At 72.3% G+C, this 21,198-nt stretch carries 18 protein-coding genes; 13 read left to right on the top strand and 5 right to left on the bottom strand.

Annotated elements, in window-relative coordinates; genetic code table 11:
• Window positions 1-52: 52 nt before the first annotated feature.
• Both OHS17_RS30225 and OHS17_RS30220 read right to left on the bottom strand, forming a co-directional pair.
• On the bottom strand, window positions 53-598 hold the full coding sequence (locus OHS17_RS30225) for a hypothetical protein (protein ID WP_330314723.1): 546 nt from the start codon (window positions 596-598) through the stop codon (window positions 53-55).
• Between the two features lie 75 nt (window positions 599-673).
• Window positions 674-1,195, bottom strand: coding sequence for a hypothetical protein (locus OHS17_RS30220; RefSeq protein WP_330314722.1), 522 nt, complete (start codon window positions 1,193-1,195; stop codon window positions 674-676).
• 181 nt (window positions 1,196-1,376) lie between these two features.
• Here OHS17_RS30220 and OHS17_RS30215 point away from each other — a divergent pair, with 181 nt between their 5' ends.
• Together OHS17_RS30215 and OHS17_RS30210 are read left to right on the top strand one after the other, a co-directional pair.
• Complete coding sequence (locus OHS17_RS30215; RefSeq protein WP_330314721.1) at window positions 1,377-3,887, top strand: glycoside hydrolase family 3 C-terminal domain-containing protein; 2,511 nt, start codon at window positions 1,377-1,379, stop codon at window positions 3,885-3,887.
• An 8-nt stretch (window positions 3,888-3,895) separates the two neighbouring features.
• Window positions 3,896-4,993 carry a LacI family DNA-binding transcriptional regulator gene (locus OHS17_RS30210; RefSeq protein ID WP_330314720.1) on the top strand — a complete coding sequence of 366 codons (1,098 nt, stop codon included), beginning with the start codon at window positions 3,896-3,898 and terminating at the stop codon, window positions 4,991-4,993.
• A gap of 27 nt (window positions 4,994-5,020) precedes the next feature.
• On the opposite strand, the gene OHS17_RS30205 is transcribed toward OHS17_RS30210, so the two are convergent.
• Complete coding sequence (locus OHS17_RS30205; protein ID WP_330314719.1) at window positions 5,021-6,367, bottom strand: ROK family transcriptional regulator; 1,347 nt, start codon at window positions 6,365-6,367, stop codon at window positions 5,021-5,023.
• A gap of 145 nt (window positions 6,368-6,512) precedes the next feature.
• On the opposite strand from OHS17_RS30205, the gene OHS17_RS30200 reads away from it, so the two are divergent.
• From OHS17_RS30200 to OHS17_RS30185, 4 genes are read left to right on the top strand one after another with little or no spacing between them, the layout of a single operon-like run.
• On the top strand, window positions 6,513-7,826 hold the full coding sequence (locus OHS17_RS30200; RefSeq protein WP_330314718.1) for an ABC transporter substrate-binding protein: 1,314 nt from the start codon (window positions 6,513-6,515) through the stop codon (window positions 7,824-7,826).
• 10 nt (window positions 7,827-7,836) lie between these two features.
• Complete coding sequence (locus OHS17_RS30195; RefSeq protein WP_018099970.1) at window positions 7,837-8,847, top strand: carbohydrate ABC transporter permease; 1,011 nt, start codon at window positions 7,837-7,839, stop codon at window positions 8,845-8,847.
• Window positions 8,840-9,748: a carbohydrate ABC transporter permease gene (locus OHS17_RS30190; RefSeq protein WP_161212061.1), complete on the top strand. Its 909-nt coding sequence runs from the start codon at window positions 8,840-8,842 to the stop codon at window positions 9,746-9,748. Before OHS17_RS30195 ends, OHS17_RS30190 begins: the two co-directional genes overlap by 8 nt.
• A gap of 20 nt (window positions 9,749-9,768) precedes the next feature.
• On the top strand, window positions 9,769-11,127 hold the full coding sequence (locus OHS17_RS30185; RefSeq protein ID WP_330314717.1) for a GH1 family beta-glucosidase: 1,359 nt from the start codon (window positions 9,769-9,771) through the stop codon (window positions 11,125-11,127).
• A 167-nt stretch (window positions 11,128-11,294) separates the two neighbouring features.
• Here the strand turns inward: OHS17_RS30185 and OHS17_RS30180 are convergent, their stop codons facing one another.
• Window positions 11,295-11,876: a TetR/AcrR family transcriptional regulator gene (locus tag OHS17_RS30180; RefSeq protein ID WP_161212050.1), complete on the bottom strand. Its 582-nt coding sequence runs from the start codon at window positions 11,874-11,876 to the stop codon at window positions 11,295-11,297.
• 276 nt (window positions 11,877-12,152) lie between these two features.
• The gene (locus tag OHS17_RS30175; RefSeq protein ID WP_330314716.1) at window positions 12,153-13,541 is read right to left on the bottom strand and encodes a cellulase family glycosylhydrolase; all 1,389 of its coding nucleotides are present in this window, start codon (window positions 13,539-13,541) and stop codon (window positions 12,153-12,155) included.
• A 242-nt stretch (window positions 13,542-13,783) separates the two neighbouring features.
• Between OHS17_RS30175 and OHS17_RS30170 the strand changes: the two genes are divergently transcribed.
• The 7 genes from OHS17_RS30170 to OHS17_RS30140 all read left to right on the top strand — a co-directional run bounded on the left by OHS17_RS30170 (window position 13,784) and on the right by OHS17_RS30140 (window position 21,189).
• Window positions 13,784-14,806: a LacI family DNA-binding transcriptional regulator gene (locus OHS17_RS30170; protein ID WP_330314715.1), complete on the top strand. Its 1,023-nt coding sequence runs from the start codon at window positions 13,784-13,786 to the stop codon at window positions 14,804-14,806.
• 208 nt (window positions 14,807-15,014) lie between these two features.
• On the top strand, window positions 15,015-16,118 hold the full coding sequence (locus tag OHS17_RS30165) for a lytic polysaccharide monooxygenase auxiliary activity family 9 protein (RefSeq protein ID WP_161212048.1): 1,104 nt from the start codon (window positions 15,015-15,017) through the stop codon (window positions 16,116-16,118).
• A 163-nt stretch (window positions 16,119-16,281) separates the two neighbouring features.
• Window positions 16,282-17,022, top strand: a complete 741-nt coding sequence (locus OHS17_RS30160; protein WP_018099988.1) for an MgtC/SapB family protein — start codon at window positions 16,282-16,284, stop codon at window positions 17,020-17,022.
• A 43-nt stretch (window positions 17,023-17,065) separates the two neighbouring features.
• The gene (locus OHS17_RS30155; protein ID WP_330314714.1) at window positions 17,066-18,682 is read left to right on the top strand and encodes a PucR family transcriptional regulator; all 1,617 of its coding nucleotides are present in this window, start codon (window positions 17,066-17,068) and stop codon (window positions 18,680-18,682) included.
• Between the two features lie 120 nt (window positions 18,683-18,802).
• On the top strand, window positions 18,803-20,179 hold the full coding sequence (locus OHS17_RS30150; RefSeq protein ID WP_330314713.1) for a diaminopimelate decarboxylase: 1,377 nt from the start codon (window positions 18,803-18,805) through the stop codon (window positions 20,177-20,179).
• Window positions 20,180-20,257: 78 nt separating this feature from the next.
• A complete protein-coding gene (locus tag OHS17_RS30145; RefSeq protein WP_330314712.1) occupies window positions 20,258-20,740 on the top strand; it encodes a MarR family winged helix-turn-helix transcriptional regulator in 483 nt (160 codons plus the stop codon).
• Complete coding sequence (locus OHS17_RS30140; protein WP_330314711.1) at window positions 20,737-21,189, top strand: hypothetical protein; 453 nt, start codon at window positions 20,737-20,739, stop codon at window positions 21,187-21,189. The genes OHS17_RS30145 and OHS17_RS30140 overlap by 4 nt, the downstream gene beginning before the upstream one ends.
• Window positions 21,190-21,198 lie beyond the last annotated feature (9 nt).

Genomic DNA, 21,198 nt, shown 5'->3' with positions numbered 1-21,198 from the left:
ACAAGACCACGGTACGTTTCGGCCATCGCCGCGCGGCGCGGGTGCGGGGCGGTCAGCGGAGGGCGAAGGTCAGCGGCCAACCGGTGCCCAGGGAGCGTTCCGACGCGCCGACGGCCTGGCCGTTGACCCGCGACGTGATCGTGAGCAGGCGGTCCTCTCCGTCGAGGTCCCCGGTCCCGGCGAACCTGAGCCGGACCTTCCGCCTGGAGTCCGCGGGCAGTTCCCCCAGCGGCAGGGTGAACGTCTCGGCGAGCAGGGTGCCGTCGTCCGGCGCGGAGACGTCCTGCCAGCGGCCGTCGTCGTACCACTGGGTGCGCAGGCGGGTGGTCACGGCATGGCGCCGCGAGCCGGAGCAGCCGACCCCTTCGAGCGGGTTGTCCGGTCCCGCCTCGCAGGCGCCGAATTCGGCCTGAACCTGGGCCTGCGGGTAGCCGCTGTGGGAGTGGTTGACGACGGTGTACGTCACCTCGGTCCAGCGCCCGTGGCCCAGCGCGGCGGGCTCGTCCACCGTGGCGTGGTCGAGCGACAGGGTGGCCGGGCGCACCGACGCGTGACCGCGCGCGAGGGTCCCGGAACCGTCGGACAGGGTGACGTCCACCGGGAGTTCGTCGCCCTCGAACCGGGGTCTGTCGTCAGACTGGCGTCGTCCGCCCGGAGGGCGGGCCGGGCGGCGTCAGGTGCGTGCTCTCGGCGTGCCGGCCCCAGACCCCTGTACTGGATGTACTGGGGTCTGGGGCCGGTGCGGCGAGAGTGCGTGCATGGCGTCGCCCGGCAGACGCCAGTCTGACGACAGGCCCCGGGGTCCGGCGTGCGGGGTGACATCCAGGAAGCCGAGCAGGCCGCCCTTCGGCATGCTCGTCCGGAACGTGCCGGTCCAGCCGCGCTTGTCCCGGTCGGCGGCGAGCGCGATGACCTTCCAGCCCGCGTCGGACCTCTCCTCCAGCTCCGGAACGGGGTCACCGGTCCGGGAGGCTCCGATGTGCACCCGCACGCGGACTCCGGGGCGGGTGGGCCCCTCGTTGTCCAGGTGCATCGCCAGCCCGAGGCGGGTGTCCCCCGGCGCGCCGATGTTCTCCAGCCGGACGGCGACGGGCGGCGAGGCGGACGGGCTCGGCTCCGGGCCGGGACCGCTGCCGCCGCACGCGGCCAGGAGTACGACGAGGGCGAGGACGCCCGTGACGCGTATGGCTCTCATGTTTCCCCCAGAACAAGGACCGGGGGCATGGTAAGCCCCGCCCCTGGACCGGGAGCCCGAACAGGCCCGCTCCGGGCCCCCATTGACACGGTCGGCGGCGAGCGGGGACCCTGGGCGCGACTGCCGGGAGAGCGCTCTCCGATATCCGTGGGAGCGCGGTGCACGAAGGAGCATGGCCGCCATGACGGACGAAGAGACCGAACCGCTGCTCGACAAGCTGGACGCGGCACAGAAGGTTCGTCTGCTCACGGGCGCCAGCAACTGGCGCACGTACGCCGAACCGGCCGCCGGGCTGCGCGCGCTCACCCTCTCCGACGGCCCGGCCGGTGTCCGGGGCGAGACCTGGGACGAGCGCGAGACCTCTCTCGTCCTCCCCTCCCCCACCGCGCTCGCCGCCTCCTGGGACGAGCGGCTGCTGACGGACCTCGGCGCGCTGCTCGCCTCCGAGGCGAGACGCAAGGGCATCGACGTCCTCCTGGCCCCCACCCTCAACCTGCACCGTTCCCCGCTGGGCGGCCGGCACTTCGAGTGCTTCTCCGAGGACCCGCTGCTCACCGGCCGCACCGGCACGGCGCTGATCCGGGGCATCCAGTCGGGCGGAGTGGCCGCCACCGCGAAGCACTTCGTCGGCAACGACGCCGAGACGGACCGGCTGACCGTCGACGTGCGGATCGATGAACGCACCCTGCGCGAGGTGTATCTCGCCCCGTTCGAGGAAGCCGTCGCGGCCGGGGTCTGGGCGGTCATGTCCGCGTACAACAAGGTCGACGGCGTCACCATGTCCGCCTCACCGCTCCTGGAGCACCCGCTCAAGGACGACTGGGGCTTCGACGGTCTCGTGGTCTCCGACTGGGGCGGCGTACGGACCCTCCTCGACGCCGCGCGCTCCGGACAGGACCTGGCGATGCCGGGACCGGACAGCCCCTGGGCGGCCGGTCTGCTCGCGGCGCTCGAAGCGGGTCTGGTCCCCGCCGACGCCGTGGACGACAAGGTACGCAGGCTGCTGCGGCTGGCCCGCCGGGTGGACGCGCTCGGCCCGGACCGCCCGGCGCCCCGGCCCGCGACAGCCCCCGAGGCCGGGCGCGCCCTGCTGCGCCGCGCCGTGTCCGCCGGTGCGGTGCTGCTGCGCAACGAGGGCGGGCTGCTGCCGCTGGCCGCGTCGGCGCTGAAGTCCGTGGCCGTGATCGGGCCGCACGCCACCGCCGTACGCATCCAGGGCGGCGGCAGCGCGGAGGTCTTCCCCGAGCACGTGGTGACCCCGCTGGCCGGGATCGAGCGGGAGCTCGACGGAGTGGCGGCGGTGACGTACCGGCCGGGTCTTCCCCCGTCCGGGCGGCCCGAACCGCTCGGCCGCGACCGGGCCCGCGATCCGCGCGACGGCGAACCCGGGGTGCTCGTGCGGCTGCTCGACGCGGACGGGGCCGAACTCCACGCGGAGCACCGGCTGTCCGGGCGGATCGTGGAACCTTCGACGCCCGCGGGGGACGCGGCGTTCGTCGAGATCCGGGCGCTCCACCGGCCCGCCGAGAGCGGCACCTGGACCTGGGCGGTGGGCGGCTGGGGCGACATCTCGCTCTCCGTCGACGGGCACGAGGTGCTGTCCGGCACCTTCCCGCTGGACAGCGACGACCCGACCCGGGTACACGTCGCCCCGCCGCTCCGCACCGCCCGCGTGGAACTGACGGCGGACCGCGAGGTGGAGGTCGTCGCGCTCCGCTCGCTCGCCCCGGGATCGGGGGTCGCGACGATCCTCGCCGCCGCCCCGCCCGCCGGTGACGCGGAGACCGCGCTCGCCGAGGCGGTCGCCGCCGCACGCGCCGCCGACGTGGCGGTGGTGGTCGTGGGCACGACGGAGCAGAGCGAGTCCGAGGGCCACGACCGGGAGAACCTGGACCTGCCGGAGGGCCAGGACGCCCTGGTGCGGGCGGTGGTGCGGGCCAACCCTCGCACCGTCGTCGTGGTCAACGCGGGCGGCCCGGTCGCCCTGCCCTGGCACGAGCGGGTGCCCGCGCTGCTGCTCGCCTGGTTCCCGGGCCAGGAGGCCGGGGGCGGGCTGGCCGACGTGCTGTTCGGGCAGGCCGAGCCCGGCGGACGGCTGCCGACCACCTGGGCCGCCGCCCAGGACGACGTACCGGTGCTCGGGACCTCGCCCGACGGCGACGGGCGGCTGCACTACACGGAGGGCCCGCACATCGGCTACCGGGCCTGGCTGCGGTCGGGGGCCGCTCCGGCGTACTGGTTCGGCCACGGGCTCGGGTACACCGGCTGGGCGTACGAGGAGCTGACGGCCCCGGCGGCGGTGCGGGCCGGGGAGCCCTTCGACGTACGGGTGCGGGTGCGGAACACCGGGCGGCGGCGCGGGCGGGAGGTGGTGCAGGTGTACCTGGCGCGGAGCGGGTCCGCCGTGGAACGGCCGGTGCGCAAGCTCATCGGCTACGCGGCGGTCGTGGCGGAGCCCGGGGAGAGCGCGGTCGCGGTGGTCCGGGTGGGCGGGCGGGCGCTGGCCCACTGGTCGCCCGGTGGGCGCGGCTGGGAGACGGAGGCGGGTGCGTTCACGCTGCTCGGGGGCCGTTCGGCGGGCGATCTGCCGCTCACCGCGCGGATCGTGGCGGGGCCCGGCGCGAACTCGGCCGGGAAAGGATCCGGTAACGGTTCGGAGCACGATGGAGAGCGCTCTCCGCTGATGCTATAAATGCGCTCATGACGGATGATCTGCGACCGGCCGGAACACCCACCCTTGAGGACGTGGCGAGGGCGGCCGGTGTCTCCCGCGCCACCGTCTCCCGGGTGATCAACGGCGTACGGAATGTCGACCCGGTAATCCAGGAGGCGGTGCGCCGCGCGGTCGCCTCCACCGGCTACGCGCCCAACCGCGCGGCGCGCTCGCTCGTGACCCGGCGCACCGACGCCATCGCGCTGGTGGTGTCCGGCGCGGGCGTCGAGCCGGAGACGCAGACGGAGGAGGACGCGCCGGCGGACGAGGCGGACGGGGGTGAGGGGGCCTCGTTCACCGGGCAGGTCTTCGCCGACCCGTTCTTCGGGCGGGTGGTCACCGGAGTCGTCAACTATCTGCGGCCTCGCGGGATGCATCCGGTGCTGATGTTCGCCGAGACGTCGCGGGCGCGGGAGGACGTGGTGGCATTCCTGCGCCAGGGCAGCGCGGACGGCGCGCTGGTCGTCTCGACACACGCGGAGGACCCGCTGCCGGGCATGCTGACGGACGCGGGGCTGCCCGCCGTGCTGTACGCGCGCCCGGCGCGGGCGGCCCGGATCAGCTATGTCGACGTCGCCCATCAGGACGGCGCGCGGCTGGCCGCCGAGCATCTGCTGGCCCGGGGCTGCCGCCGGATCGCGACCATCACCGGCCCGCTCGACGTGCCCGCGGTGCAGGAGCGGCTGGCCGGGTTCCGGGACGCGATGACGCAGAACGGGCACCCCTACATCGCGATCGCCGAGGGGCGGTTCACCCAGGAGAGCGGCGAGACCGCGATGGAGCGGCTGCTCGTCGAGCATCCGGACCTGGACGGGGTGTTCGCGGCCAACGACCTGATGGCCACGGGCGCCTGCCACGTCCTGCGGGAGCGCGGCAAGCGGGTCCCGGAGGACGTCGCGGTGATCGGCTTCGACGACAGCAGCGCGGCCCTGGCCTGCCGCCCGCCGCTGACCACGGTCCGGCAGCCGGTGGAGGCGATGGCCGCCGAGATGGCCCGGCTGCTGATCGAGCGGCTGGGCAAGCCGGAGGGCGCCGCGACGTCCGTGATCTTCGAGCCGTCGCTGGTGGTGCGGGACTCGGCGTAGGAGCCCGCAGACCGCCGGAGACCCCGCTCACCCCGTCCGGGGCCGTTCCCTGCTGCGTACGGCGTCCGCCGGGGTCCGGAGCGCCGCAGGTGCGGTGGGGCCCGGGCGGGTCGCCGGTGCGGGGCGGCTGCCGCCGCGCGCCAGGAAGTCGGCCAGGGGCAGGGTCGCCGCGCCGACCGTGACCGCGTCCGGGCCGAGGCGGCCCATCTCGATGGTGGTCCGGGCCGCGGCGTGCTTCAGCGCGTACTCCTGGGCGTACCGCCGGATGTCGGGCAGCAGGTGCGGGCCGATGAGGAGGCCCGCCCAGCCGCCGAGCAGGATGCGCTCGGGCAGGAAGAGGTTGATCAGGTCGCCCAGCGCGGCGCCCAGGCACTCGGCGGTCTCGTCCAGGAGCGCGACCGCGACCGGGTCCGGCTCGACCCCGGGGGGCGGGTAGGCGGCGCCGAGGAGCGCGGCGAGCGCGGTCTCGTCGTCGGCGTCGGCGGGCAGCGGGCCGCCCGCCTCGTGCCAGCGCTCGCGCATCGCCTCGGCACCCGCGTACGCCTCCAGGCAGCCGATCGAGCCGCAGCGGCACCTCCGGCCGCGCAGCTGCACGGTGCTGTGGCCCCACTCCAGGGCCTGGCTGCTGCGGTCCTCGTCCAGGAGTCCGCCGTGGTTGACGCAGGCGCCGACGCCGGAACCGATGAGCGCTATGGCCGAGGCTCCCGCGTCGCGCCCGCCGCCGAACCACATCTCGGCCTGGCCGAGCGTCTTGGCGCCGTTGTCGATGAAGAACGGGACCTCCGGCGGCACCCGCACGGCGTCCCGGAGCAGCCGCTCGAAGGGGACGGCGCTCCAGTCGATGGTCTGGCCGTGCACGACGGAGCCCACGTCGCCGACGGAGCCGTCCGGCGCGTGGCGCTCGATGATGCCGGGGACGCCGATCCCGATGCCGAGCAGCCGGTGCGGGTCGGCGCCGGCGTCCCGCAGCACGTCGGCGACGCCGCTGCGGACATGGCCGACGATGCGGTCCACGTCGTAGCCGTGCTGGGCGAGCAGCCGCTCGGTGCGGGCGAGTTCGGTCAGGGAGAGGTCGAAGAGCTCCACCCTGATCCGAGTCTCACCGATGTCGATGCCGATGAGGAGGCCGCCGCCGGGGGCGACGCGCAGCAGGGTGCGGGGGCGGCCGCCGTCGGAGTCCACGACCCCGGCCTCCTCCAGGAGGTTCTCCGCGGAGAGCTCCGCGACGACGTTGCTGATGGAACCCGAACTCAGCCCGGTCGCCGGACCGAGCTCCTGGCGGCTCAGCGGGCCGTCGAAATACAACCGTTGCAATACCCGCGACCGGTTGCCGCGTCGCAGGTCACGCACGGTCCGTCTGTTGCGCTCAGCCATGTGGCTCCTTCCCTGGCGGAAACATACCGCGACCCCGGGACTTGACGCGACCTTCTCTCACCTCTTAAATCACGTCATAAATTAAGTCCTGAAGGTCATTCGGTTCTCGAACACAGCCTTCCTCCCCGGAAAGGGGCCATCCCGTATGCGCACCATCAGAGCCGCGGCAGCCGTCACCCTCGCGATCTCCATAGCCGCCGGTGTCACCGGCTGCGGAGGCGGTACGTCCTCGGGCGGCGGCAGCAACGATTCGCCGAAGACCCTCACGTACTGGGCCTCCAACCAGGGACCCAGCATCGAGGCCGACAAGAAGATCCTGACGCCCGAGCTGAAGAAGTTCGAGAAGCAGACCGGCATCAAGGTCAAGCTGGAGGTCGTGCCGTGGGCCGACCTGCTCAACCGGATCCTCGCCGCCACCACGTCCGGTCAGGGCCCGGACGTGCTGAACATCGGCAACACCTGGTCGGCCTCGCTCCAGGCCACCGGCGCGCTGCTCCCCTGGAGCAAGGATAACTTCGACGCGATCGGCGGCCGTGACCGGTTCGTCGACTCGGCGGTCGCCTCGGCCGGTGCGGAGGGCCAGGACCCCGCCGCGGTCCCGCTGTACTCACTCGCGTACGCCCTCTACTACAACAAGAAGAGCTTCGCCGACGCCGGCATCGAGAAGCCCCCGGCCACCTGGGACGAGCTGGTCGCGGACGGCAAGAAGCTCTCCAAGGACGGCAAGTGGGGGCTGGGCGCCGAGGGCTCGAACCTCTCCAACAACATCCACCAGACGTTCGTCCTGGGCCAGCAGCACGGCGCCGACTTCTTCGACGCCGACGGCAAGCCGACCTTCACCTCGGACGGCGCGGTCGCGGCCGTGAAGCAGTACATCGACTTCATGGCCAAGGACAAGATCATCGCTCCGGGCAACGCGGAGTACGCCCAGAACCAGTCCCTGACGGACTTCGCCAAGGGCAAGACCGCGATGGTGCTGTGGCAGGCCGCCGCCTCGACCTTCGCCTCGCAGGGCATGAAGCCCGAGGACTGGGGCGCCGCCCCCGTCCCCGTCGCCTCCGGCACCCCCGGCCAGGGCAAGAACACCAACTCCATGGTCGCCGGCATCAACATGGCGGTGTTCAAGAACACCAAGAACATCGACGGCGCCAAGAAGTTCGTGAAGTTCATGACGAGCGACGAAGAGCAGAAGCTGCTCAACAAGACCTACGGGTCGATCCCGCCGGTCAAGACCGCCCAGGCGGACGAGGCGTTCTCGGCGCCCGACCTCGCGGTCCTGCGCGACACGCTGGCCAAGAGCGCGGCCCCGCTGCCGCAGGTCCCCAACGAGTCGCAGTTCGAGACCGCCGTCGGCACCGCGGTCAAGGAGCTGTGGGCCGACGCGGCCGCCGGACGCCCCGTGACCACCGAATCCGTCAAGGCGCGCCTGGAAAAGGCCCAGCAGACGATGCAGCAGTAAGGCTCCCTTCATGACCGCCACCGTGACCACCGACAGCCTGACGGAAAAGTCGGACAGGGTGACGAGCCGGGGCAGCGGGGGTGCGCGCAGGAGACTGCCGCGCATCCCCGACCGGATCCGCCAGGGCGGACTGCCCTATCTCCTGCTCCTGCCGGCCGTCCTGCTCGAACTCCTCGTCCATGTGATTCCGATGATCATCGGAATCGTGATGAGCTTCCGCCAGTTCACGCAGTTCTACATCAACAACTGGGGCGGGGCGCCCTGGAGTGGCTTCGACAACTACAAGATCGCCGTCGACGTCAACGCCCCGATCGGCGAGGCACTGCTCCACTCGTTCTTCGTCACCTGCGTCTTCACGTTCTTCGCCGTCGGCCTGGCGTGGCTGTTCGGGGTCGCGGCGGCGATCATGCTGCAGGAGAACTTCCGCGGCAGGGGCTTCCTGCGGGCGATCTTCCTCGTCCCGTACGCCCTGCCGGTGTACGCGGCCGTGATCACCTGGGCGTTCATGTTCCAGCGGGACAACGGCCTGGTGAACCACGTGCTGCACGACCAGCTCGGGATCACCGACCAGCCCTCGTTCTGGCTGATCGGCGACAACAGCATCTACGCGCTGATCATCGTCTCGGTCTGGAAGGGCTGGCCCTTCGCCTTCCTGATCGTGATGGCCGGGCTCCAGAACATCCCGCGCGAGCTGTACGAGGCCGCCTCGATCGACGGCGCCGGCATCTGGCAGCAGATCCGCAAGATCACGCTGCCCTCGCTGCGCCCGGTCAACCAGGTCCTGGTGCTCGTCCTCTTCCTGTGGACGTTCAACGACTTCAACACCCCGTACGTGCTGTTCGGGAAGGCCGCCCCGGAGAACGCGGACCTGATCTCGATCCACATCTACCAGTCCTCGTTCGTCACCTGGAACTTCGGCACCGGCTCCGCGATGTCCGTGCTGCTGCTGCTGTTCCTGCTGGTCGTGACGGCCGTCTACCTGTTCATCACCTCACGCGGAAGGAAGGGCGCCGATGCCTAGCCCTGCCCAGCCGTCCGTGCTGCCGGCGAAGACGACGGGGCGCTCGCGCCCCCGTTCCCCGATGGCCGCGCCGCAGTCCTTCCTCTGGACCCGCCGGATCATCCTGACCCTCCTGACCGGATTCGTCCTGCTGCCCGTCTATGTGATGATCAGCAGCTCGCTGAAGCCGCTCCAGGACGTGTCGGGGAAGTTCCACTGGATCCCGTCCGGGCTGACCATCAAGCCCTACATCGACATCTGGGACACCGTTCCGCTCGCCCGGTACTTCGTCAACTCACTGATCGTGGCGGGCGCGGCGACGGTCCTCTCGGTGATCATCGCGATCTTCTCCGCGTACGCGGTGAGCCGCTACAAGTTCCGCGGCAAGCGCGTCTTCACTGTGACGGTGCTCTCCACCCAGATGTTCCCGGGCATCCTCTTCCTGCTGCCGCTGTTCCTGATCTTCGTGAACATCGGCAACAGCACGGGCGTCGCCCTCTACGGCTCGCGCGGCGGTCTGATCCTCACATACTTGACGTTCTCGCTGCCGTTCTCCATCTGGATGCTCATCGGCTACTTCGACTCGATCCCCCGGGATCTGGACGAGGCGGCGCTCGTCGACGGCTGCGGCCCGATCCGCGCCCTGTTCCAGGTCGTGGTTCCGGCCGCCGTGCCGGGCATCGTGGCCGTCGCGGTGTACGCGTTCATGACGGCCTGGGGCGAGGTCCTCTTCGCCTCCGTCATGACCAACGACGCCACCCGCACGCTGGCCGTCGGCCTCCAGGGTTACGCCACCCAGAACGACGTGTACTGGAACCAGGTCATGGCCGCCTCGCTCGTCGTCAGCGTGCCGATCGTCGCCGGCTTCCTGCTCCTCCAGCGCTACCTGGTGGCCGGCCTGACCGCGGGAGCCGTCAAGTGACCGCCCCGGAAAGGAAGTCCGTGAACGACCTCAGCGCCCTGCCGGCCGGCTTCACCTGGGGCGTCGCCACCGCCGCGTACCAGATCGAGGGAGCCGTGGCCGAGGACGGCCGCGCCCCCTCCATCTGGGACACCTTCTCGCACACCCCGGGCAAGGTGGCCGGCGGCGACACCGGCGACGTGGCCTGCGACCACTACCACCGGGTCCCGGAGGACATCGGCCTGATCAAGGAGGTGGGGGCGAACGCGTACCGCTTCTCGCTCGCCTGGCCGCGCATCGTGCCCGGCGGCGACGGACCGGTCAACGCGGCCGGCCTCGACTTCTACGACCGGCTGGTGGACGGGCTGCTGGAGGCCGGGATCACCCCGTTCGCCACGCTCTACCACTGGGACCTGCCGCAGGCGCTCCAGGACCGGGGCGGCTGGACCGTACGGGAGACCGCGGAGCACTTCGCCGCGTACACCTCGGTCGTCGTGGAACGCCTCGGGGACCGGGTCAAGGACTGGGCGACCCTCAACGAGCCGCTGTGCTCGGCGTGGATCGGCCACCTGGAGGGCACGATGGCACCGGGTCTCACCGACCTGACCGCCGCCGTCCGGGCCTCGTACCACCTGCACCTGGGCCATGGCCTCGCGGTGCAGGCGATCCGGAGCATCTCCCCCGACGCCCGGGTCGGCATCGTCAACAACCTCAGCCCCGTCGAGGCGGCCACCGACCGTGAGGCGGACCGGGCGGCGGCGGTGCGCGGTGACGGGCACATCAACCGCTGGTGGCTCGACCCGATCCTCGGGCGCGGCTACCCGCAGGACATGGTGGACCTGTACGGAGTCGAACTCCCCGTCCAGGAAGGCGACATGGAGCTCATCTCCGCGCCGCTGGACTGGCTGGGCGTCAACTACTACTTCCGCCAGGTCGTCACCGCCGACCCGTCCGGCCCGGTCCCGCACGCCAAGCAGGTGTACCTGCCCGGGTCCCGCCACACCCACATGGACTGGGAGGTGCACGCCCAGGGCCTGGAGCAGTTGCTCCTGCGCCTCACCGAGGAGTACGGCGTCGAGCGCATCTACGTCACGGAGAACGGCTCGGCCTACCAGGACGTCGTGCTGCCCGACGGGTCCGTGCACGACCCCGAGCGCACGCAGTACCTGGAGGAACACCTCGCGGCCTGCGCCCGCGCCGTCCGCAAGGGCGCCCCGCTGGCCGGGTACTTCGCCTGGTCGCTCCTCGACAACTTCGAGTGGGCGTACGGCTACGACAAGCGGTTCGGCCTGGTCCACGTCGACTACGCGACCCAGCGCCGCACGGTCAAAACCAGCGGCCGCCGCTACGCCGAACTGATCCGCGAAGCGACAACACCCCGCTCCCGCAAGGCCGCCTGACACCCAGCCAGGGCTCCGGACAGCCCCCGGCCGCGACGGACCACCGCCGCCGCCGGGGGTTTCGGGGTGCGCGACGCAGCCACCGGGCGGCACCCCACCACTGGACGTGCACCGCGCACCGGCCGACAGGCCGCCGGATGCCCCATGCGCTCCGGCCCCGGCGAGGGCTACGCCCCCTCGGTCGCCCGCGCCCAGTTCGACAGCAGGAAGTGCAGCCCCTCCACCGCGCGCTCCCACGACTTCTGCACGGGCCGCGGCGCCTCGAAGCCGCCGTCACCCTCCAGGGCGGTGAAGCCGTGGAAGGTGCTGCGCAGCAGGCGTACCGCGTCCGTGAGGTCGGGTTCGGTCAGGCCGTACGCGCGGAGCATCGCGGAGGTGGTGCGGAGGGTGCGGTGGTACGCGGGGGCCTCGGCGACGATCGCGGGGTCGACGCGGTACTGCGTGGCCGCGTACCGGCCGGGGTGCTCCAGCGCGAAGGTGCGGTAGGCGTCGGCGAAGGCGACCAGCGCGTCCTTCCCGGCCCGGCCGGCCACCGCCGCCTCGATGCGATCGATGAACTCCTCGGCGGCCAGCAGCGCGACGCGTGTCCGCAGGTCGCCCAGGTTCTTGACGTGGGAGTAGAGGCTCGCGTCCTTGACACCGAAGCCCCGGGCCAGCGCGGAGATGGTGACCTTGTCGAAGCCGGCCGTGTCCGCCAGATCGGCCGCAGCCGCCACGACCCGTTCGGTCGTGAGCCCCGCGCGCACCATGTCCACCCCTGCCGACGTGTTTCCTAGACCCCTTAGCTTTGCGCTCCGCCGAATATACACAGAAGCCCGCGGTGGTCACGGATGGCCGTGACCGCCGCGGGCTTCCGTACCGCGCCGACAGCGGGGAGTGGGTCGACACGGTGGCCGAGATCGCTCGGGAGAGCGCTCTCCCAAAGCGCTCACAGTGTCTCGCCGCTATCGACGGAGTGTCAAGGTTCGGCCCGTGGACACACGGATGCGGAGCCCCGGCCGCGCCGGGGCCCCGTATCTCACGGATCAGCTGGTGGGGAAGTTGTCCGGGGTGCTGATCCGGGACTTGAGCAGCGCGCCCGACTCGGTGAGGACACCGCTGCTGCTGTAGTCGCCGCCGTCGCAGGTGCCGGGCTTGAAGGCGGCACTGCTCTCATTGGCGTCCGAGTAGGTCCAGTTCGCGTAGCTGATCTTCAGCTGGTCGAGCAGATCCAGCCAGGCGGTCGTGCTCGCCTGGTCCAGCGCGCCGCCGCCGGTGGCGCTCACCGTGCCGAACTCCGTCACGAAGAGCGGGAGTCGCGAAGCGGCCCGGCTCACCGTCGAGCGGTAGTTGTCCTTGTGACTGGCGGCGTAGAAGTGGAACGCGTACATGATGTTGGTGGCGTTGACGGGGCTGTTGACGACCTCGCTCTCGTTGGAGCCGTCCGAGACACCGAGCGACGACCAACCGCGCGTGCCGACGATGACGACCGCGTCCGGGTCGGCGGCCCGAATGACCGGGATGACCTGCTCGGCGTAGTTCTTGATGCCCGCCCAGCTCACACCGTTGGGCTCGTTGGCGATCTCGTAGATGACGTTCTTCTTCGAGGCGTTACGGGCGGCGACGGACGCGAAAAAGGTCTTGGCGCGCTCCAGGTTGTAGTTCGGGTCGCCCGGCGTGAGGGTGTGGAAGTCGATCAGGGCGTACATGCCACGGGCCTCGGCCATGTCGACCAGGCTGTTGACCTTGTTGGTGAAGCCCGCCGGGTCGGTCTCGTAGCCGTCCTCCTGCACGTACATGGCGGTGCGCAGCAGGTCCGCCTTCCAGTCGTTCGCCAGCGCGTCCAGCGACGCGTTGTTGTAGCACTGGCTGAACCACTGGAGGCCGTGCGTGCTCATGCCGCGCAGCTGGATCGGGCGGTTGTACTGGTTGCACAGGTTTGTGCCGCACACATGGAGCTGGCCGTTGGTCTCCACCGGGGTGCCACCCCCCGTGGCCGGTGGCGGATCGTCGTCGTCGCCCCCGCCCCCGACGGTCCCCGTGCAGGCGACGCCGTTGAGCGTGAAGCCCGTGGGCGCCGGGTTGGCGCCCGAGAAGGAGCCGACGAAGCCCAGGTCCGCCGTGCCGCCGGTGGCCAGGGAGCCGTTCCAGTCGACGCCGGCCGCGGTGACCGCGGAGCCGGACTGCGACCAGGTGGCGTTCCAGCCCTGGACCACCTTCTGGCCCGAGTCGGGCAGGGTGAACTTGAGCCGCCAGCCACTGACGGCGTCACCCAGGTTGGTGACCTTCACCCCGCCCTGGAAGCCGCCCTCCCACTGGCTGGTGACCGTGTACTCCACCTTGCAGCCGGTGGCGGCCGCCGCGGGAGGGCCGGCCAGGACCGTCAGGCCCGTGGCCGTGGCACCGGCCGCCAGCAGAGCCAAGAAGCGTTTCACAGCATTTCTCCTCGTTCGTAGGGGGACCAACTGAGGAACAACTGGATGGGAGCGCTCCCAGAACCCATCGGCCCTGGACCGTACACGCCGCGGGTCGCCGCGCATAGCCATTCGACGCTGTCATGCACAAATAAACTTGGGAGCGCTCCCAGGAGAACGGCCCGATCACGCCGTCAATTGATCCGACTCCCCCGGCCGTTCACCCTCCTGGCCGTAGGATCGGTGCCTCTTGGGGGTGGTCCATGCTGAACAGGGGTTCCGGCACGCCGACGCTGGAAGAGGTGGCGGCGCTCGCCGGGGTGGGCCGGGGCACCGTCTCCCGAGTGATCAACAACGCCGCGGGCGTCCGGGAGTCCACCCGCCGCGCCGTGCAGCGCGCCATCGACGAACTGGGTTACGTGCCCAACCTGGCCGCCCGCTCCCTGGCCGGACAACGCGCGGGCGCCGTCGCCCTGGTGATGACCAAGACGGACTGGCGGCTGTTCGGGGAGCCGTTCTTCTCGGAGATCGTGCGCGCGGTCGGGGACGCCCTGAACGAGCAGGGCGTGCAGCTCCTGCTCACCCTCGTCCGTACGGACAGCGAACGGCAACGGCTCCTGGAGTACGTGCGCGGCGGCCGGGTCGACGGGGTGCTGCTCATGTCGGTGAGCGCCGAGGACCGGCTGCCCGACATGCTCGCGGACGCCGGGGTGCCGACCGTGCTCCTCGGCCGCCGCTCGGGCGACGAGCGGGTCACCTATGTGGACGCCGACAACGTTGGCGGGGCGCGGGACGCGGTCGGCCATCTGGTGCGCGGCGGGCGCAGAACCATCGCCGCGATCGCCGGTCCGCCCGAGATGTACGTCGCCCAGTGCCGACTGCGCGGCTACCGGGAGGCCCTGCGCGAGGCGGGCTGCGCCGAGCCCCCGTCCCTGGTGGCCCAGGGCGACTTCACCGAGGCCAGCGGGCGGCGCGCGATGGCCCGCCTGATCGAGCGGCATCCGGAGGTCGACGCGGTGTTCGCCGCGTCGGACAGCATGGCGGCCGGGGCGCTGGCCGCGCTGCGCGCGGCGGGGCGGCGGGTGCCGGAGGACGTGGCGGTGGTCGGCTTCGACGACTTCGAGCTCGCCGAGCAGACCGACCCGCCGCTCACGACGGTCCAGCAGCCGATGGAGGAGATCGGCCGGGCGATGGTGCGGCTACTGCTGGAGGAGATGAGCCGGCCGAAGGTCGCGTGGCACCACGTGATTCTGCGTACGCGGCTGATGGTGCGTCAGTCCGGCTGATGCGCAAGGTGGTTGACGACAGCCGGTAGGCGCGTGCGCCAATCGCGGCCCATTTCAGCCGATGCTGGCCGCAGGGTTGTCAGGGACACGACTACTGCCTTACAGTCCCCTACCAACGAAAGCATGGGAGCGCTCCCACATTCCGCACCCCCGTAATCCCTTCGCACCCGCACCCGCACCCGCACCCGCACCCGCAGAAGGAGACACCATGGCACGACGCAGAACACAACTCGCCTCCCTGGCGGCGGTGCTGGCGACACTGCTCGGCGGTATCGCCTTCACCCTGCTGGGCCAGGGAAGCGCGCAGGCCCACGGTGTCACCATGTCACCTGGCTCGCGCACCTACCTCTGCTGGCTGGACGCCAAGACGAGCACCGGTTCGCTGGACCCGACCAACCCCGCGTGCAAGGCCGCCCTCGCGGAGAGCGGCGCGAGCTCCCTGTACAACTGGTTCGCCGTGCTGGACTCCAACGCGGGTGGCCGGAACCAGGGTTACGTCCCGGACGGCACGCTGTGCAGCGCCGGTGACCGCTCCCCGTACAACTTCACCGGCTACAACGCGCCGCGCGGCGACTGGCCCCGTACGCACCTCACCTCGGGCGCCAAGATCGAGGTGGACCACAGCAACTGGGCCGCGCACCCGGGCGAGTTCCGGGTGTACATGTCCAAGCCCGGGTACTCCCCCACCACCGAACTGGGCTGGGACGACCTCGATCTGATCCAGACGGTCTCCAACCCGCCCCAGGTGGGTTCGCCGGGCACCGACGGCGGTCACTACTACTGGGACCTGACCCTGCCCTCGGGCCGCTCGGGTGACGCGGTCATGTTCATCCAGTGGGTGCGCTCGGACAGCCAGGAGAACTTCTTCTCCTGCTCCGACATCGTCTTCGACGGCGGAAACGGCGAGGTCACCGGCATCCGCGGCTCGGGCAGCACCCCCGACCCGGACCCCACCGACCCGACCCCGGACCCGACCGACCCCACGGACCCGACCGACCCGCACACCGGGTGCATGGCGGTCTACAACGTGACCAACTCCTGGAGCGGCGGCTTCCAGGGCTCCGTCGAGGTCATGAACCACAACACGACGGCGCTCGACGGCTGGGCCGTGCAGTGGAAGCCCGGCACCGGCACCACGGTCAGCAGCGTGTGGAGCGGGGTGCTGAGCACCGGGTCCGACGGCACGCTGACGGTGAAGAACGCCGACTACAACCGGTCGATCCCGCCGGACGGCAGCGTCACGTTCGGCTTCACGGCCACCTCGACGGGCAATGACTTCCCCGTCGGCTCGATCGGCTGCGTCAGCCCGTAACCCCTGACGCGGACGGCGGCGGTTCCCGGCGGCTCGGGAGCCGCCGCCGCCTTCTTGTGGCGGCCTTGACCCGCGACCGCCCGCCGCTTGCCTCCGGGCCCCGATTGGACGGGTACGGTGGACTCTGTCCGATCATGTTCCGCCGGACGGGTACGGAGGCTGCGTGGCACTCGACATCAACGAACCGTTCGGTCAGAACTGGACGCACGCGGCGCAGTTCGGCATCGCGTTCGTCCTGTCGTGCGCGATCGGGATCGAGCGTGAGATCCGCCAGAAGGCGGCCGGGCTGCGCACCTACACGATCGTCGGGCTCGGGGCCGCGCTCTTCACACTGGTCAGCAAGTTCGGCTTCTCCGACGTCGTGGTGACCGGCCAGGTGGAGCTGGACCCCTCGCGGGTCGCGGCCCAGATCGTGTCCGGGCTCGGCTTCATCGGCGGCGGCGTCATCTTCGTCCACCGGGGCTCGGTGCGGGGCCTCACCACGGCGGCCTCCATCTGGCTCACCGCCGCCGTGGGCTGCGCGGCCGGCGCCGGGCTGCCCGTGCTCGCGACGCTGGCCACGCTCGCGTACTTCCTGGTGTCCTACGGCGTACGCCCCCTCGCCCACCGGCTCCCCACCCTGCGCAACGCGTCCATCGGCTACCGCATCACGTACACCGAGGGCGTCGGGGCTCTGCGCGAGCTGGTCAACCACTGTACGGAGACCGGGTTCGCGGTGTCCGAGCTGACCACGCTCTCCGGGTCCGGCAGATACCGGCGGCGGCGCGCGCAACCGGACGCCGAGGGGACCGTGGAGATCGCGCTGAGCGTGCAGGGGCGGGGCGACCCGGACGCGCTGACGGCACGGCTCGCGGGCACGGCCGGGGTCCTGGCGTGCAGCCGGAACGACCTCAACGACGAGTGAGCGCCGGTCCCGCGCCGCGGGGGTGCTCGTATGCTCGGCTGCCATGACGAGCCGTGCCGCCCTCCCGCCGGAGCCGTCCGTCGCGCTGCGCGAGGTCCTCGCCTTCGACGACGGGGGTAGCCTGCGGCTGCTGCTCGCCCCGGCCGGCCGTGACGTCGGAGTGCGCGGGGTGGCTGTGGGCGACGAGGGCCCGGCCCGGTCGCTGGACGGCTGCCTGGTCCTGGTCACCGGGGCGCCCGCCTCGTCCCCCGAAGCCGCCGCCCCGGTCCGCGAGGCCGCGCGCCGGGGCGCGTCCGGCGTGGTGCTGCGCGCCGTGGAGGGGGTGGCCGTCGCGCCGCAGGTGCTCGCCGCCGCCGAGGAGGCGGGGGTGGCCCTGCTCACCCGCGCGGAGTGGGCCGACTGGACGGACGCCGCCGCGCTGCTGCGTTCCGCGCTGGCCTGCGCCCGGGCGGGCGCCGACGACGGAGCTGCCGGGCGGATCGCGCCCGGGGGCCCGGAGAGCCTGAGCGCGCTCGCGGCGGCCGTCGCCGAGTACACCGGCGGGTCGATCACCATCGAGGACACCCGCCTGCGGGTCCTGGCCCACTCCGCCACCGGCCCCGACGCCGATGCGCTGCGCCGGTCCACCATCCTGGGCGGCCGGGTCCCGGAGTGGCGGGTCGCGGAGCTGCGGCGCAGCGGGCTGCTGCGGACGCTGTGGACGTCCCGGGACGTGATCCACCGCGCGGCCGACGCCGAGGGACCGGAGCGCCTGATCATCGCGGTCCGCAGCGGCCCGGAGGTCCTGGGCTCGATCTGGGTGGCCGGCGACGGACGCCCGCTGCGCCCGGACGCGCCGGACGCGCTGCGCCGGGCCGCCGAGGTCGCCGCACCCCTGCTGGTGCGGCACCGGCTGCGCGAGAGCGGCGCCGCCCGCCGCAGCGAACTCGCGCTGCGCGGACTGCTGTACGGGGACGGGGACGCCCGTACGCACGCCTGGTCGCTCGGCCTCTCCCCCGACGCCGCCTGCGCGGTCGTGGTCGCCGAACCCCTGGCCGCCGCGCCCGCCCCGGGCGACCGCACGCTCGACGTGGCCGCGCTCCAGGCCGCGACGTACCGCCCGTCCGTACGCGTGCTGCGCGACGGCGACCGGCTGCTGGTGCTGCTGCCCGTGGACGCCGGGCCGGACCGGGGCGCGGCGGCGCTGGCCCGGGAGCTGGCGGGCCAGGCGCAGGACGCCGGGGCGCTGGCGGGGGCCGGTCCGGTGGCGGCGGGGGCGGCCGGGGTGCGGGAGTCGTGCGAGGAGGCCCTGCTCGTCGTACGGGTGCTGCGCGAGCGGGCGGCGGCGGGGGACGCCCGGCGGTCGGCGGACGCGGCAGGCGTGGGCCCCTCGCTGGATGTCGCCCGGGTCCTGGACGCCGCCCGGCCGGTCTGGGAGGCGGGGCGGGGGCCGGTGCACGAACTGGTCCGGACGGATCTGGCGGCCGGGGGCGAGCTGGTCCGGTCGCTGGCGGCCTATCTGGACGCGTCGGGCGACGTGGCGCGGGCGGCGGAGCGCCTGGTCGTCCACCCGAACACGCTGCGCTACCGGCTGCGGCGCGCCCGGGAGCGGTTCGGGGTGGATCTGGACGACCCCGACACCCGGCTGCTGGTCACGCTCGCCGTCCGGCTCAGCGGGTAGGTTGCGGTCTGTCCGTACGGCCGCGCCTCCTCTTCACTGTTGGCCGACCGGACAAGGAAGCGCACCGTTCTTGGCCGCCCGGACAGAGACCTGGGGGCACTCATCGCCGACTCTGGCTCCATGAGCCTTTCTTCGCCCTCCTCCGCCCTCTCTCCCTCGATCCCGGCGGGCTCCGCGCGTGTCGCGGCGGTCGTCCGCCACGCCGTGGCCGCCGGTCTGCTCGGCGAGGCGAGCCCGGTCGCCGGTTTCATCGACACGGACGGCGTCCGCGCCTCGGTCGCCGCCCTGCACGAGGCGTTCCCCGGGGTGCCCGCCGTGCTGCACACCTTTGCCGCGAAGGCGTCCTCGCTGGTCCCCGTGTTGCGGCTGCTCGCCCGGTGCGGGATGGGCTGCGAGGTCGCGAGCCCGGGTGAGCTGCGGCTGGCGCTGGACGCCGGGTTCGCGCCGTCCCGGATCGTGCTGGACTCGCCCGCCAAGACCCGGGACGAGATCCGGCACGCCCTGGCCGTGGGCGTGGCGATCAACGCGGACAACCTGGACGAGGTGGCCCGGATCGCCTCGCTGCGCCCGTCGGACGCGGTGTCCGCCATCGGCCTCCGGGTGAACCCGCAGGTCGGCGGCGGCTCGATCGGCGCGATGAGCACGGCGACGGCAACCTCGAAGTTCGGCGTGGCGCTGCGCGACCCCGGCGCGCGCGAGCAGGTCGTGAAGGCGTTCGCCGCTCACCCGTGGCTGACCCGGCTGCACGCCCATGTCGGGTCGCAGGGCTGCTCGTTGGAGCTGATCGCGGCCGGGATCGCCGAGACGTACCGGCTGGCCGAGGAGATCAACGAGACGCTGGGCCGCCGCCAGGTCACCGGGCTCGACATCGGCGGCGGCCTGCCGGTCAACTTCGCCGACGACGAGGTGCGCCCCACCTTCGCGGCGTACGCGGCGGCGCTGCGGGCGGCGGTGCCGGGTCTCTTCGACGGGCGGTACGAGCTGGTCACCGAGTTCGGGCGGTCTCTGCTCGCGAAGAACGGCTTCATCGGCGCGCTGGTCGAGTACACGAAGGACGCGGGCGGCCGCCGTATCGCGCTGACCCACGCGGGGGCGCAGACCGCCACCCGTACCGTCTTCATGCCGGACGCCTGGCCGCTGCGGGTCGGCGCCTTCGACGCCGAAGGACGACCCAAGGACGGGCCGATGGTGGTCCAGGACATCGCGGGGCCGTGCTGCTTCGCCGGGGATGTCGTCGCGCACGCCCGGGAGCTGCCCGAGCTGCGGTCGGGCGACTTCGTGGTGCTGTACGACACGGGGGCGTACTACTTCTCCACCCCGTGGTCGTACAACAGCCTGCCGCGCCCGGCGGTGTACGGATTCGACCTCACCGGTACGAGCGGCCGCGAGGATCCGGTGGTGCGGTTCGCGCCGGTGCGCGACGCCCAGTCGCTGGACTCGGTCTCCGCCGAGAGCGGCCTGGCGCACGCCGACGCGCTGCTCGACATGGGGGACTGAGCGGGCGGGTGTGCGCGCCGCGGTGGCCCTCGCGGAATTTAGTAGCCATGGACATAGTAGCCATGTACGTTATTCGTCATGAGCAATGCGATCGAGGGCGCAACCCCGGGTTTCCTGGTCTGGCGTCTGTCCATGAAGTGGCGGGTGGCCATCGACCGCGCGCTGACACCGCTCGGCCTGACGCACGCGCAGTATTCGCTGGTCGCCTCCCTGCAAGGCATGGAGCATGCGGGGCTGCGGCCGAGTCAGCGGGCGCTGGCGGACCACACCGGACTCGAAGCGCTCTACGTCTCGAAGCTGGCCCGCGCCCTGGAGGCAGCGGGCCTGGTCGAACGGACCACCGACCCCTCGGACAGCAGGGCCGTCCGGCTCTCACTGACCGAGGAGGGCCGCGTGACGACGGAGCGCGCGGTCGCGGTGGTGCGGGAGCTCGTCAACGGGCTGCTCGCACCCCTCGGCGGTCTCGGCGGCCAGGGCACCGAGGCGTTCACCGAGGCACTGACGGCCCTGCTCGACGTGCCGGTCCCCCCAGCCACCGCTTCCCGCGAGGAGTCATCATGACCACCCCACCCACCGCACCCACCGCACCCACCGTGAACGGCCAGGTCATCGGCATGGCCCACTACGCCACCCGCGCGCTCGCCGAACGGCTGCTGCCCCGGGGCGCCACCTTCCACCAGGCCTTGGCGCTCAGCGCCGCCGAAGCCGCGGGCGGCACGGTCGGGCGCCGTGCACTGATCGAGCGCCTCACCGGCGCCGTGAAGCTCGGCGTTCCGGCGGCGGAGGCCACCGTCGGCGAGCTGACGTCCGCCGGTCTGGTGGAGGAGCGGCCCGGGGACCTGCTCGCGCTCACCCCGGCGGGCGACGCGCTGATCCAGTCGTACAAGGCGGGCGTCGCCGACCTCGCTGCCCGGCTCTACGGAGACCTGCCGGCCGAGGACCTGGCCGCGGCGGGCCGGGTGCTGACCGAGGTCACCGCCCGGGCCGACGCGATGCTGGCCGCGGGCTGAGGGCCTGCC

The organism is Streptomyces sp. NBC_00523, from assembly GCF_036346615.1.
GTDB lineage: Bacteria > Actinomycetota > Actinomycetes > Streptomycetales > Streptomycetaceae > Streptomyces.
Note: the sequence above shows the minus strand (reverse complement) of the source record. Positions and strands in the feature narration are given on the sequence as shown.